Below are 13,847 nucleotides of genomic sequence, written 5' to 3' on the forward strand. Positions count from 1 at the left end.
TAATAAATTAAAATTATTTTACTTAAATTTTCAATATTTGTTTTAGTGTTATTTGTTTATATAAATTTAGAAAAATTGAGTGAATTTTGGATAAAAAAGAAGGAGGTTTGTATTGTGAAGAAATTAGAGGAGAGTAGAATTCTTGCTATGGCTCCGAATGCTTCGGCGATTTCAAATGCAAAAAAATTGTGCAATAAAGGGGCATTTTTGAAATTATGGCGTTCGGTTGACGATACTTTGTATATGGGCGAGTGTAAGGGAAGTGGGAAATCGAATTATACGGTTTCAGTGGATTTTATTGATGAAGAAAATCCTGTTACACGATGTACTTGTCCAAGTAGACAATTTCCTTGTAAGCATGGATTAGCTTTGTTATTTGAGATATTGAGAGGAGAAAAATTTGAGGAGTGTGAAATACCAGAAGATATTTTGGCAAAGAGAGAAAAAAAGGGAAAATTAAAGGCTAAAAAGGCGAATGAGGAAAAGGAAGTTAAGAAAAAAACTTCTTCAAAAGCATCTAAATCAGCTAGAACAAAGAAAATTAAAAAGCAACTTGAAGGGCTAGATTTGATAAAGAAAATAAGTTCGCAATTATTGAAAGTTGGACTTTCTGCAATGGGGAGTGTTTCGATTACAGAGTATCGAGATATTGTAAAACAATTGGGAGATTATTATTTGCCAGGACCACAAGTTTTGTTTCAAAGATTACTTTTGGAAATTCAGGCGTATAAAGAGGATCAGGATAAGGGACATTATCAGACGGCTTTAGAATGTTTGAAAAAGTTAAGGGCGATTGAGAAAAAAGGTAGAGAGTTTTTGAATGAGCAACTTGAAAAGAATGATCCAGAATTGACGGATAATACGTTGTATGAGGATTTAGGAGGCGTGTGGAAGTTAACTCAGTTGAATGATTTGGGGTTAAAAAAGGAAAATGCGAGATTGGTGCAGCTTTCATTTGAAGTGAATTATGATGAGGCTAGTAAGATTTTTACAGATTGTGGATACTGGATTGATTTAGAGAGTGGGGAAGTGTCATATACTGCCAATTATAGACCTCGTTCGGCGATGAAATATATTAAGCAGGAAAATTCTAATTTTTCATTATTGACGGTGCCTACATTAACTTTTTATCCAGGTGGAGTTAATAAGAGAATAAGATGGGATGCCGCTAGTTTTGATAAAATTGAAAGTTCTTGTTACAAAGAGATAAAAAAACATGCTCAAAGTATAGATCAAGCTATAAAAATTGCTAAAAATGAATTAAAAAATATTTTGACAAATAATGAAGTGGCTTTATTACTAGAATTTGAAAAAATTATGTTTGTTGAAGAAGAAGGTAAGAAAAAATATATTTTAATTGATAAAAATCAAAAGATGATAGAGCTTAGAGATAAAAAAAGCAAGGAATTTTCAGAAAATTTCTATGAACTTTTGCCAAATGAATGTTTGGAAAATCAAGTGATGTTTGTAAAATTATTTTATGAAGGTAGAAATATTTATGCCCAAGCACAAAGTATCATAACTGATGATAAAATTATTCGTTTTGGATTTTAGAATGAAGTTTAGGAGGGAGAAAAAATGAATTTAGAACCGTTATATGAATTGAAGAATAGGCTTGAAAATGTTTCGATTGTTGGGATAAATTTGGTGAAAGATGATTTTCGTTTGCAAAGAGCTGTTGATCAAATGAAGGGGTATGCTTCAGCTGCCAAAGTATTTAAACAAATTTATGAAATGGGGCAAAAATTGATTGAAGATGATGAGGAAGATAAATGTGATTTATTATTAGATTTGTTGGCTTTGCTTGATGCGGTGCTTTGTACCCAAGCGACAACTTATTCAGGTGATAATTTGCAAAAAATAGAAACGACTGCTGGAAAAGAAAATTTTTATCAAGAACTTCATTACAGTGAGTTGAGTGAATTAATTGCTGCATTTAAAGGAACTGGTGGTGGTCGTTTCAGAGTTATTGATTCGACATTGCGATGGAATAATCCTGAAATAGTGAATGACTTTAGAGTGAAGAAATTTATGATAAATGGACTTAATGATAGTTATTCTGGAATTATAGATTTAATGATTCAAATGTTAAAGAAACAGGGGAAAGAGATAGTTCCGCTATTGAAAGAAGGATTTGATCCTCAAGGTAAAAAGGAAATGATTGCTCGATTGGAAATTATCGAGGATATTTGTAAAGGTGAGGAAAATGAATTTTATAAATATTGTGTTGAAAATGGTGGAAAAGAAGTGAAAGAAGTTGCGATTGGAGCTTTGGCATATAATCAGGATAACGTTGACTATCTTTTAGATTTAATGAAAAAAGAACGTGGGAAATTGAAAAATAAAGTGTTTGAAAGTCTTGCGTATATGGATGATGAGAGAGTCAAAAAAGAGTGGGATAAATTTTTTAGAAAAAAACCGTTTGAAAATATAGAATATATGGCGGGAACAGAGCAGCAATGGGTTAAGAATTATTTGGAAAATTATGTTGAGGAATATGTTGAAGGATTGAAAAATAGGGATTTGTCTGACAAAAATGAAAAATATAATGTTCAAAGAGAAGTTTCAATATTATGTTCGTGTACTAAAAATAAACTTACAGATAAGATGGTGAAATTATATAAAAAATTGTATCGATATAATGAATATGAGATTGAAAAAATTTTAAAAAATTAAAAATGAAAAATTCAATAGTGGAATGAGAGTGAAGGAGTTGTAAAAAATGGCTAAAAAAGAAGAATTACAAAGATTAACAGCAGAACAGATGTTCCAAGATGAAATTGATGCGTTAATTAAGGCGGAAAAAAATCCAATACCTACTGGATGGAAAATGTCACCTAAATCAGTGTTGACATATATTTGTGGAGGTAAAGCTGGAAGAAAAGTGATAACGCCTAAATATATTGGGAATAAAAGATTAGTTGAGATTGCAATTTCGACTTTGGTTACGGATAGGGCATTGCTGTTGATTGGGGAGCCGGGAACTGCAAAATCTTGGTTGTCAGAGCATTTGACGGCGGCGATAAATGGAGATTCGACTCGAGTTATTCAAGGGACAGCGGGAACGACTGAAGAGCAGATTAGATATTCTTGGAATTATGCGATGTTGATTGCAGAAGGACCTACAAAAGATGCGTTGATACCAAGTCCGATTTATAAAGCGATGGAAGATGGGGCGATTGCTAGAGTAGAAGAAATTTCTCGTTGTGCGTCAGAAGTGCAAGATGCGTTGATTTCTTTGTTGTCAGAAAAAAGAATGAGTGTACCTGAATTGAATGTAGAAATTCCAGCTAAAAAAGGGTTCTCTATTATTGCAACTGCGAATACTCGTGATAAGGGAGTTAATGAAATGTCGGCAGCGTTAAAGAGACGTTTTAATATTGTGGTGTTACCAAGTCCGAATACGCTTGAAGCAGAGATAGATATTGTTAGAAGTAGAGTTACGCAACTTGCAGGAAATTTGGATTTAAATGCGAAATTGCCTGAAGAGGAAGTTATTGAAAAAGTTTGTACGGTATTTAGAGAATTGCGTCAAGGTGTTACATTAGATGGAAGACAAAAGATAAAGCCGACTGCAAATGTGTTATCGACTGCAGAAGCTATTTCACTTTTAGCGAATAGCATGGCGTTGGCTGGAAGTTTTGGGGATGGAGAGATATCAGATTATGACTTGGCGGCAGGATTGCAGGGAGCTGTAGTAAAAGAAGATAGTAAAGATGGGCAAATTTGGGAAGAATATTTGGAAAATATTATGAAAAAACGAGGTTCAGAATGGCTGGATCTTTATAAAGAATGTAAGGCACTTAACAAAGCTACTAAATAAAGGCGGTGGAATAAATGAAAAAACAAAATGAAGTGAAACCGAATATATTCGGAGTTAGGCATTTTTCACCAGCTGGAGCACATTATTTGAGAGATTATTTAGATGAAATACAGCCAAAAATTGTTTTGATAGAAGGGCCTTCTGATTTTAATGACCTTATTAGCGAAATTACTGGAAAAAATATTGTTCCGCCAATTGCCGTAATGGCTTACACTTTAGAAGCGCCTATCCAAACAATAGTATATCCATTTGCAGAGTTTTCTCCAGAATATCAAGCTATTTTATGGGCAAAGGAAAATGGAGTAGAGTGTAGATTTTGTGATTTGCCATCTTCAATTTTTTTAGGTGTAGAAAGTGTAAAGAAAAATTTAGATGAGAATCCAGAGGGAAATTTGAATGCCTACATTTATAGAAAAATTAATGAATATTCAGAAGATTCAGATGATGAAGTATTTTGGGAAAGGGTAATGGAACAGGCTTCTGATTACAAGGCATATCGCAGTGGAGCGAGAGATTATGGAAAACATTTGAGAGAGTTGACTTTATCAAATACGGTGTCTGATGCGAAAAATATTATAAGGGAGTCGTACATGTGTAAAGTTGTTTCTGATGTGTGTAAAGAAGGCTACAAAATGGATGAAATTGCTATGGTTGTTGGGGCTTTTCATGTTGAAGGAATAGAAAGTGGCAAATTGATTTTGACTGAAAAGGAAATCAAAAAATTACCAAAATTAGAATCTACAAAAATGTTAATGCCTTATTCTTACTATAAACTGTCGACTTATTCAAATTATGGAGCTGGAAATAAGGCACCAGGGTATTATGAATTTTTGTGGAATGGTTTAGAAAAAAAAGACCCATTTTTTGCGACATATATGTATTTAAGTAAAATTGTAGAATATCAAAGGGAAAATGGAAATATGGTATCTTCAGCTCAAATTATAGAAGCAGTTCATCTAGCAACTTCATTGGCAAATTTACACGATGGGAAAATACCGACGTTGAAGGATATAAAAGATGCAGCGATTACTTGTATGGCACACGGAAGTTACTCAGAACTAGTTTTAGCAATGGCGAATGTTGAAGTTGGAAAAAAAATCGGAAGTATTCCAAAGGAAGCTATTCAAACATCAATACAGTCTGATTTTTACAATTTATTGAGGGAATTGAAACTTGAAAAATATCGTTCATTAACAGCGACAGAAATAAAATTAGATTTGAGGGAAAAATTAAGAGTTCAATCAGAAAAATTAGCATTTACGGACTTGGAACGTTCATTCTTTTTTCATAAATTGAGAGTTTTGAATATTTCGTTTGCAAAACTTATCGGGAATCGCCAAGAAAATACAACTTGGGCAGAAGAGTGGATGTTACAATGGAAACCAGAAACAGAAATTGAAATTGTGGAAACAATCTTAAAAGGAGATACAATTGAATTTGCAACAGCTTTTGAATTGATGCAAAGAATAGAAGGTGCAAAAACATTGTCAGAAATGGCAGAAATAGTGAAAGATGCCTTCTATTGCGGAATGCCAAAAGCACTAGAAAAAGCGTTTCAAGCGTTACAAAATTTTATAACAGGCGACGTACCTATTGATGAAATAGCCAAGACAATGTCGACTTTATCACTGATGCTTCGTTATGGTGATATCAGAAAATTAGATACAAAAGTTCTGATTCCTATTCTTGAGCAACTCTTTTTAAGAGTTTGCTTAATATTGCCAAGCGAGTCTTTTTGCGACAATAATGCAGCGGTAGAACTAGCTAAAAGTATAATAATAATGCATACTGTAGTTGAAAATCATGATTTTTTAGATAGAGAAAGATGGTATTCACTTCTTTTAGAAATTTCAAAGAGAGACGATTTAAATACAAAAATCTCAGGACTTGCAATGGCTATATTACTGGAAGCTGGAAAAATTGATAATGAAGTACTTGGAAAAGAAGTTGAAAAAAGATTATCAAAAGGAGTTCCCGCAGATTTAGGAGCAACTTGGTTTGAAGGTCTATCGATGAAAAATCATTACACCTTAATTGCAAGGCTTGGACTTTGGGAAAAACTCCAAAACTATATTTCAAACTTAGATGAGGAAGAATTTAAAAGAGCATTATTATTTTTAAGAAGAGCTTTTGCTGACTTTACTTCAAATGAAAAGCATGATATTGCTGAAAATATCGCAGAAATATGGGGCTTAAATAAAAATGATGTAAGTGCTGTAATAAATGATGATTTAGGAGAAAATGAGAAAGAAATAATTGCAGGATTAGAAGAATTTGATTTTGATGATATTTGATTGAAAATAGTTTCTTGAAAAAAAAATTGAAAATTAGATAATTGATAAAAAAATAAAATATTAGGGAGGTGTAAAAATGGACTATAAAGAAGATATAAAACGTTGGCGATTAATTCTTGGAAAAGATACGGAAGAAGAATTTTCGTCTATGGATTCAGAAGCTATTCCAAGTTTTACAGAGGAAGATTGGTTGATGGATAAGGCATTGGATGCGATTTATAATCCGACAGGACAATTTATGGGTGGAGATTCTGCTGGGCGAGGTCCGTCTAATCCGCAAATTAGTAGATGGCTTGGAGATGTTAGAACTTTGTTTGATAAAGAATTGGTGAAAATTATTCAGACGGATGCGATGGAAAGATGTGGGTTGAAACAATTACTTTTTGAGCCTGAAATATTGGATCAGGTAGAGCCTAACATAAATCTTGCTTCAACAATTATGCTTTTGAAAGAGCAAATTCCACAAAAAAGTAAAGAAAGTGTTAGAAATTTCATAAAAAAAATTGTAGAGGAAATTAATAAATTGTTGGAAAGTGATATTAGAAGAGCGGTTAGAGCAGCACTTAACAAGAAACAGCACTCGCCAATTCCATCTGCATCATCTTTGGATTTTAAAACAACGATACGAAGAGGGATAAAAAATTACAACAGGGAATTAAAAAAAATTGTTCCAGAGCATTATTATTTTTTTGAGAGAGCAAGCGTTAATCCAACGAGTAAATTTACAGTCATTTTGGATATTGACCAAAGTGGATCTATGGGAGAATCTGTAATTTATTCTTCAGTAATGGCGTGTATTTTAGCGAGTATAGCTTCACTGAAAACACGTGTGGTAGCTTTTGATACTGAAATTGTGGATTTGACAGAAAAATCAGATGATCCAGTTGATTTACTATACGGATTTCAGCTAGGTGGTGGAACAAATATCAATAAATCAATTAAATATTGTACAAAATATATTGAAAATCCGAAAAAAACAATATTTTTTCTAATTTCTGATTTAATTGAAGGTGGGAATCGTGGTGAAATGTTAAGAAGATTACAAGAAATGAAAGATTCGGGAGTAATAGTAGTTTGCCTTTTAGCAATATCTGGAGATGGAAAACCTTATTATGATTCACAAATGTCTGGAAAAATTGCTTCACTTGGAATTCCATGTTTTGCTTGTAATCCTGAAAATTTGCCACTTTTACTTGAGAGAGTGTTGAAAAATATGGATTTGAGTTCGTTTGAGAAAGAGTTTAGAAAGAAAAAATGAAATCAAATATAATAAAAGTAGATAATAAAATTTTTATATTTTGGCTATTTACATTTTTTTAATAAAAAGATAGCAAGAAATCTCTGACTTCTATAAGTGGGAGATGAATTAATTTTTTTGTAAAAAAAATTGAAAAAAGGATACTCTTATGATACAATTTTTGTATAAAATATCGAAGAGAAATCATTAATGATAAAATCTCTAAAGAAATAATTAAAAATAATATTCAAAATCAAAAGGAGGTGTAATTTTATGAAATATAATTTAGCATTCAAATACAGAATTTATCCAAATAAGGAGCAGGAATTATTGATAAACAAGACTTTTGGATGTGTTCGTTTTGTTTACAATACGATTTTGTACACTGCGAATAAATTTTATGAAGAGACTGGAAAAAATAAAATAATTACACCTGCCAGTTTGAAAAGTGAAAATCAATTTTTAAAAGAAGTGGACAGTCTGGCACTTTCAAATGCTCAATTGCATGTAAAACGATCGTTTACAAATTTTTTTCAGAAGAGGGCAAAGTTTCCAAGGTTCAAATCTAAAAAGAATAATGTTAAAAGTTATACGACAAATTGTGTGAATAATTCGATACGAATAGAGGAAAACAAATATTTGGTTCTGCCAAAATTGAAAAAAGTAAAATTGAAATATCATAGAGAAATACCAAAGGATTACAAGATAAAGTCGGCAACATTGACAAACAGTAATGGAAATTACTATGTTTCTGTTTTGACGGAATTTGAAAAAGAAATTCAAAAAATACCAAGTAGCGATAAAGTGATTGGACTTGATTTTTCAATGTCTGAATTATTTGTCAGTTCTGAAAACCAAAGGGCTGATTATCCAAGATATTTTAGGATGATGGAGAAAAAATTGAAAAAATTACAAAAATCATTGTCAAGAAAAGTGAAATTTTCTAAAAATTGGTATAAGCAAAAAGCGAAAATATCAAAATTGCATGAATATATCAAAAATTGTCGAAGAGATTTTCTACATAAATTATCGAAAAAATTATCTAAAGAGTATAATGCTGTAGTTGTTGAGGATTTGAATATAAAAGGGATGAGTCAGGCATTAAATTTTGGAAAAAGTGTAGGAGATAATGGATGGGGAATGTTTTTGAGAATGCTTGAGTATAAACTGATGTTTTTAGGGAAACAATTTTTGAAGATAGATAAGTGGTTTCCATCGTCGAAAACTTGTAGTAGATGTGGAAATGTTAAAGAGGAACTGAAATTATCAGAAAGAAGTTATAAATGTGAGTGCTGTGGAATTGAGATTGATAGGGATTACAATGCGGCATTGAATATAAGAAATGTTGGAAAAGAAATAATGGGATATTAGAAAAATAAAAGAAAACAGGGCAGGGACTGCCCGAAGAGCTTGGTAAATATATTTGGCTAGCAAAAGCAGGTACTTCCCAAGAAGCTCCGCTTCTAAAAGCGGGAGTAGTTCACTAACGAAGTTTTGAATTTTTATAAATTATAATTTTTTGATTTTAGATTTAGAAGAAGGATTTTGCTATAAAATTAAAGATTAAAAAAATGAAAAAGAAAGGAGAATATGGCATTTGTTATAATGTCATACAAGAAAATTATAAATAATTTTGAAGTAATTAAAACACCAATAAAAGATTTAGTAGTAATTCAGCCAAAAGTTTTTGGAGATGAAAGAGGATTTTTCTTGGAAACATATAATAAAAAGTCGTTTGAGAAATTGGGACTTACGATGGAATTTGTTCAGGATAATCACTCAAAATCCAAAAAAGGCGTATTGAGAGGGTTGCATTTTCAAACTCAAAATACTCAAGGGAAACTTGTTAGGGTTGCAAAAGGTAGTGTTTACGATGTTGCTGTTGATTTGAGAAAGGATAGCGAAACTTTTGGTAAGTGGTACGGAATTTTGTTGACAGAAAATAATAAAACTATGTTTTATGTGCCAGAAGGGTTTGCGCATGGATTTTTGACGTTGGAAGATGGTACGGAATTCATGTACAAGTGTACGGATTTGTATTCTCCAGAATATGATAGTGGAATCATGTGGAATGACAAAACTATTGGAATTGACTGGAAATTTGAGGAATTTGGGATTGATTCCAGTGAGCTTACAATTTCTGATAAGGATACTAAGCATCGGAATTTCGATAGAAATAAAAAATATTTTGAAAAATATTAAAAAATGAGCTCAAATTATTATAAAAAATTTTGATTTTTAGATAAAAAAGTGCTATAATGTGTAAAATTTAGATTGGAGATGATAAAATGAAAAATATCATAAAAAAATCGTTATTAATTTTAGGAATGCTAAGTTTTTCAGCAATTTCTTTTTCAGCGAGAAAAGTTTATGTGAAAAGGGAACCTAGTAGAATCATTTCAACTATAAAGAGTAGATTGGCAATAAGAAGAGCAAGAAGAGCTAGAAAATCAAAAAAAGTGTATGTAAAAAGAGAGCCTAGAAGAAGAAGAAGATAATTAAAATAATAAAAAGACTATCTCAGAATTTTTTCGAGATAGTTTTTTATTGATACAGTTAGTCTAAATTTTAAAAATGTTTGAAGAATATTCATAATTTTTTTGAAGTTGTATATAAATCCATTAAAATAGCAATGTTTTATTATGATTACGAAAAAATTACATTCTAAATTTTTGATTTATTTTGCAGAAATAAAGATACTTAAAATTTTTTTTATTTTATAGTGGTTTTTTTGATGGAATTCCCGTCTTTCTTGGATATTTTTCGTCAGTTTTTTTTGTTTTTTTGATTTCTAAAATGATTCTTTCGTCACAACTGTCAGGAAGATTGAACTTGTGAATATTTTCGATTTTTGAGTTTAACTTTGAAAGTGCATTTTTACTTTCGTCAAGTTCATTTAAATTTAGTTTTTGTGGCAAAAATCTTCCGTTTACTTTGATAAAAGGTATCATATATTCTAAAATAATTCTTAAATTTGCAACTCCTCTGCAAAGTGCGCAGTCAAAAGTTTCCCTTTTTCCTTTTATCAATTCTTCAGCTCGTTTAAAACTTGTCTGAACATTTTTTAAATTTAACTTTTCAATGACTTCATTGATGAAATTGATTTTTTTTCTCACGGAATCAACTAGCAAAAACTCTTTTTCAGGATAAAAAATCGCAAGGACAAGTCCTGGAAATCCTGCACCTGTACCGACATCAATAAAGGATTTTTCCTCATCTTTTATAACTTTTGTAAGCAAAAGCGAGTCAATAAAATGTTTTTCCAGCATTCCATTTTTCTCACGAATCGCAGTTAAATTCATCACTTTATTTTTTTCATAAAGTAGTTCCAAAAAATCCAACATTTTTTCTAACTTTTCTTTTTCAAGTGAAATCTCTGCTTTTAAAAGTAAATTTTCAAAATAGTCTTTTATATTTTCCATAAATTTATTTTTCTCTTTTCTTTTTTTAATTATTCATTATTATATTTATTTGTTTCTTTTCTTTTTTTATTCAAATTTTTATTTCAAAATTCCGTCTAAATACATTATAAGTACTGAAATATCAGCTGGAGTTACACCTGCAACTCTTGTCGCTTGTCCCACATTGTATGGTCTTTTTTCCTTCAATCTCTGTTTAGCTTCCCGTGTTATCCCTTTCATTGTATCGTAGTCAAAATCTTTTGGAATTAATTTTGTATCAAGTTTTTTTTCACGCTCCATGACACTTAGCGCTCTTGTGATATATCCTTCATATTTTACTTGTACTTCAATTTGATATTCAGTTTCAGCGTCAAAATCGAGTTTGGGACCATTTTCAATATCTTGCGCAATGTATTTTATATCTTCATAAGTAACTTTTGGTCGACGCAAAATTTCTTTTAAAGTTGTTCCGCTTTTTAGCGATTCTCCATATTTTTCAAGAATTTCCACCAATTTTTTGTTGCTAGTTCCAAGTTTTGTTTCTTCCAATTTTGTAATAGTATTTTTGACATTCTCTATTTTTTTCAAAACTTTGTCGTAATATTTTTTCGGAAGCAGTCCAACTTTGTAACCTTTTTCAGAAAGTCTAATATCTGCGTTATCTTCTCTTAAAATAAGTCTATATTCCGATCTTGCGGTAAACATTCTGTAAGGCTCAAATAATTCTTTATTGATTAAGTCATCAATCATTGTACCAATATAAGAACTTTCTCTGTCTAAAATTAGAGGTTCTTTACCTTTTACTTTAAGAGCTGCATTTATTCCCGCAATAATTCCCTGAGCTGCAGCTTCTTCGTAACCGCTTGTACCGTTTAATTGACCTGCCAAAAACAGACCTTTTATTCTTTTTGTTTCAAGCGAATAGTCAAGTTCGCTTGGATTTACAATGTCGTATTCAACAGCGTAACCATACCGCATAATGTGAGCATTTTCAAGACCTTCAATTGAGTTTACAATTTTTTGCTGCAATTCAGCTGGATAGCTTGTGGAAAGTCCGCTTATGTAAACTTCTGTTGTGTGAAATCCTTCTGGCTCCAAGAATAAATGATGGCTGTCCTTATCGCTAAATTTTACGACTTTGTCTTCGATTGATGGACAATAACGAGGTCCTGTGCTGCTGATACTTCCGTTATACATTGGCGCTCTATGAAGGTTTTCTGTTATAATTTTATGTGTTGTCAAATTTGTTCTAGTCAAAAAGCATGATAACTGTGGTCGGCTCTGAGCTTCTTCATTGGAAGTCCTCATTGAAAATTTTAGTGGAACTTCAGTTTCTCCAGGCTGTTTTTCTAACTTTTCTAAGTCAAGGGTTCGAATATCAAGTCTAGGTGGCGTTCCTGTCTTAAATCTTCCCATTTTAAATCCTAAATTTTTTAGCGACGAAGTCAGGTCATCAGCTGAAAGTTCTCCCATTCTTCCACCTTTAACCCTTTTTTCTCCGATGTATAAAAGTCCACGAAGAAAAGTTCCTGTTGCGAGTACAACAGCTTTTGCACAAAATTCCATTCCAGTTTTTGTCTTAATTCCTCTGATTTCGCCATTTTCTGTCACAAGCTCTGTCACGATATCCTGAATTGTATCAAGATTCTCTTGTTTTTCGACAGTTTTTTTCATTTCTAATGCGTAAATTTTTCTGTCAGCTTGGGAACGAAGAGATCTCACGGCTGGACCTTTTTTTGTGTTTAAAATTCTCATTTGAATAAAGCTCTTGTCCATATTTCGTCCCATTTCTCCACCAAGTGCGTCAACTTCTTTTGCCAAATGGCTTTTTGCAGGTCCGCCAATAGAAGGATTGCACGACATAATGCCGATATTATCTAAAGTTATTGTAAAAATTGCAGTATTTAGACCCATTCTGGCAGAAGCTAAAGCGGCTTCCACACCAGCATGTCCAGCACCAACTACAATTACATCATAATTTTTCATCTTTTAAAATTCCTTTCAGTTTATATTATATATAAATTTTTTTTATTTAAAAAGTTTCTGTCAAATCACAATTTAAGAAAATTTTTTAAAATGAAGTCTTTTAAGATATTATAACACAAAAAAAAATCTCAATCAATTTTAAGATAGAAAGCATTTTTATGTTTTTGGCTAAGTTTAAATGAGAGAAAATTTATATTTTAACAAAAAGATAGCAAGAAGTCGTAGGCTTTCTACAAGTGGGAGTGGTTCATCAGAACGAAATATGGTATTTGCAATACTATAATGTTTGTGATAAAATAAAAAATAAATCATTTTAGATTAGAAAGGAAGTAAGACAAAATGGAAGTTTATTTAGAATTATTCTGGATTTTCTTCAAAATTGGTGCATTCACTCTTGGTGGAGGATATGCGATTTTACCGCTTATTCAGGCTGATGTCGTAGATTTTCATAAATGGTTAAATATACAGCAATTTACAGATATTGTGGCAATTTCTCAAGTGACTCCAGGTCCTATTTCGTTAAATTCAGCAACTTATGTCGGATATTTAGTCGGGAACAAAGCAGGAATTTGGAATGGAGTTTTAGCTGGAACAATTGCAACGATAGGATTAATTCTTCCATCAGTTATTGTAATGACTTTTTTCAGTAAATTTTATTTAAAATTTCAAGATAATAAATATATAGATAATGCGTTTGCTGGACTTAAAATTGTTGTTGTAGGATTGATTCTAGCGGCTGCAATACTATTGATTGATAAAAATAATTTTATTAAATAGTGCAAGAACATTCGCGACGCAAGGAGTGAGATAATTGCACGAAAATTTTAGTAAGCATATAGGGAAACTTGTATGTGGACACGGAGCAAAACCGTGCAACAAAGAAACTGAACTGCTGGGAACTCTTAAAGCTAGTATAACCACAACATAATACCTTCGTTAAAATATGGTATAGGTGTGAAGGTGGCGAAAGCAGAAAAAATATACTAGATGGTGCAAGGTTAAATCCTAAACATTATGATAATAGACAATCAGCAGCTAAGCCTGAAAAGGAAAGTTCAACGACTATCCCTCGTGAGGGGAGTACAATACAAGCGATTGGTATTGGA

11 protein-coding genes and 1 pseudogene are annotated in these 13,847 nt (G+C 31.7%); 10 read left to right on the forward strand and 2 right to left on the reverse strand.

The features are described from left to right. The first annotated feature begins 147 nt into the window (after positions 1–147). The 8 genes and pseudogenes from BCB68_RS03935 to BCB68_RS03970 all read left to right on the forward strand — a co-directional run bounded on the left by BCB68_RS03935 (position 148) and on the right by BCB68_RS03970 (position 9,852). Entirely contained in the window at positions 148–1,554 is a 1,407-nt protein-coding gene (locus BCB68_RS03935; RefSeq protein WP_172826479.1) for an SWIM zinc finger family protein, read from the forward strand. 24 nt (positions 1,555–1,578) lie between these two features. After that, positions 1,579–2,667 (forward strand): annotated as a pseudogene (locus BCB68_RS03940) (hypothetical protein); the annotation flags it as partial. A 55-nt stretch (positions 2,668–2,722) separates the two neighbouring features. Further along, positions 2,723–3,823 (forward strand): ATP-binding protein, encoded by a 1,101-nt coding sequence (locus BCB68_RS03945; RefSeq protein ID WP_015769594.1) that lies wholly within the window; start codon positions 2,723–2,725, stop codon positions 3,821–3,823. Positions 3,824–3,837: 14 nt separating this feature from the next. Continuing rightward, complete coding sequence (locus tag BCB68_RS03950) at positions 3,838–6,117, forward strand: DUF5682 family protein (RefSeq protein ID WP_094079621.1); 2,280 nt, start codon at positions 3,838–3,840, stop codon at positions 6,115–6,117. A gap of 76 nt (positions 6,118–6,193) precedes the next feature. Then, positions 6,194–7,375 carry a VWA domain-containing protein gene (locus BCB68_RS03955; RefSeq protein ID WP_094079622.1) on the forward strand — a complete coding sequence of 394 codons (1,182 nt, stop codon included), beginning with the start codon at positions 6,194–6,196 and terminating at the stop codon, positions 7,373–7,375. Between the two features lie 252 nt (positions 7,376–7,627). Next, positions 7,628–8,725, forward strand: coding sequence for an RNA-guided endonuclease TnpB family protein (locus tag BCB68_RS03960; protein WP_094079623.1), 1,098 nt, complete (start codon positions 7,628–7,630; stop codon positions 8,723–8,725). A 252-nt stretch (positions 8,726–8,977) separates the two neighbouring features. Beyond that, a complete protein-coding gene (gene rfbC, locus BCB68_RS03965) occupies positions 8,978–9,556 on the forward strand; it encodes a dTDP-4-dehydrorhamnose 3,5-epimerase (protein WP_094080762.1) in 579 nt (192 codons plus the stop codon). A gap of 86 nt (positions 9,557–9,642) precedes the next feature. Continuing rightward, a complete protein-coding gene (locus BCB68_RS03970; protein WP_094079624.1) occupies positions 9,643–9,852 on the forward strand; it encodes a hypothetical protein in 210 nt (69 codons plus the stop codon). 219 nt (positions 9,853–10,071) lie between these two features. On the opposite strand, the gene rsmG is transcribed toward BCB68_RS03970, so the two are convergent. Together rsmG and mnmG are read right to left on the reverse strand one after the other, a co-directional pair. After that, entirely contained in the window at positions 10,072–10,767 is a 696-nt protein-coding gene (rsmG, locus tag BCB68_RS03975) for a 16S rRNA (guanine(527)-N(7))-methyltransferase RsmG (RefSeq protein WP_172826480.1), read from the reverse strand. Positions 10,768–10,854: 87 nt separating this feature from the next. Then, entirely contained in the window at positions 10,855–12,741 is a 1,887-nt protein-coding gene (mnmG, locus tag BCB68_RS03980; RefSeq protein WP_094079626.1) for a tRNA uridine-5-carboxymethylaminomethyl(34) synthesis enzyme MnmG, read from the reverse strand. A 339-nt stretch (positions 12,742–13,080) separates the two neighbouring features. Between mnmG and BCB68_RS03985 the strand changes: the two genes are divergently transcribed. Both BCB68_RS03985 and BCB68_RS03990 read left to right on the forward strand, forming a co-directional pair. Further along, a complete protein-coding gene (locus tag BCB68_RS03985; RefSeq protein ID WP_237048700.1) occupies positions 13,081–13,518 on the forward strand; it encodes a chromate transporter in 438 nt (145 codons plus the stop codon). A gap of 34 nt (positions 13,519–13,552) precedes the next feature. Continuing rightward, the gene (locus BCB68_RS03990; RefSeq protein WP_094079627.1) at positions 13,553–13,669 is read left to right on the forward strand and encodes a MarR family transcriptional regulator; all 117 of its coding nucleotides are present in this window, start codon (positions 13,553–13,555) and stop codon (positions 13,667–13,669) included. Positions 13,670–13,847: the final 178 nt, after the last annotated feature.

The organism is Leptotrichia sp. oral taxon 498 (assembly GCF_002240055.1).
GTDB lineage: Bacteria > Fusobacteriota > Fusobacteriia > Fusobacteriales > Leptotrichiaceae > Leptotrichia > Leptotrichia rugosa.

Excerpts from the sequence above, each read along its gene's own strand:
- BCB68_RS03935 (WP_172826479.1), top strand. The coding sequence starts at position 148 with ATGGCTCCGAATGCTTCGGCGATTTCAAATGCAAAAAAATTGTGCAAT.
- BCB68_RS03945 (WP_015769594.1), top strand. The coding sequence starts at position 2,723 with ATGGCTAAAAAAGAAGAATTACAAAGATTAACAGCAGAACAGATGTTC.
- BCB68_RS03950 (WP_094079621.1), top strand. The coding sequence starts at position 3,838 with ATGAAAAAACAAAATGAAGTGAAACCGAATATATTCGGAGTTAGGCAT.
- BCB68_RS03955 (WP_094079622.1), top strand. The coding sequence starts at position 6,194 with ATGGACTATAAAGAAGATATAAAACGTTGGCGATTAATTCTTGGAAAA.
- BCB68_RS03960 (WP_094079623.1), top strand. The coding sequence starts at position 7,628 with ATGAAATATAATTTAGCATTCAAATACAGAATTTATCCAAATAAGGAG.
- BCB68_RS03970 (WP_094079624.1), top strand. The coding sequence starts at position 9,643 with ATGAAAAATATCATAAAAAAATCGTTATTAATTTTAGGAATGCTAAGT.
- mnmG (WP_094079626.1), bottom strand. The coding sequence starts at position 12,741 with ATGAAAAATTATGATGTAATTGTAGTTGGTGCTGGACATGCTGGTGTG.
- BCB68_RS03985 (WP_237048700.1), top strand. The coding sequence starts at position 13,081 with ATGGAAGTTTATTTAGAATTATTCTGGATTTTCTTCAAAATTGGTGCA.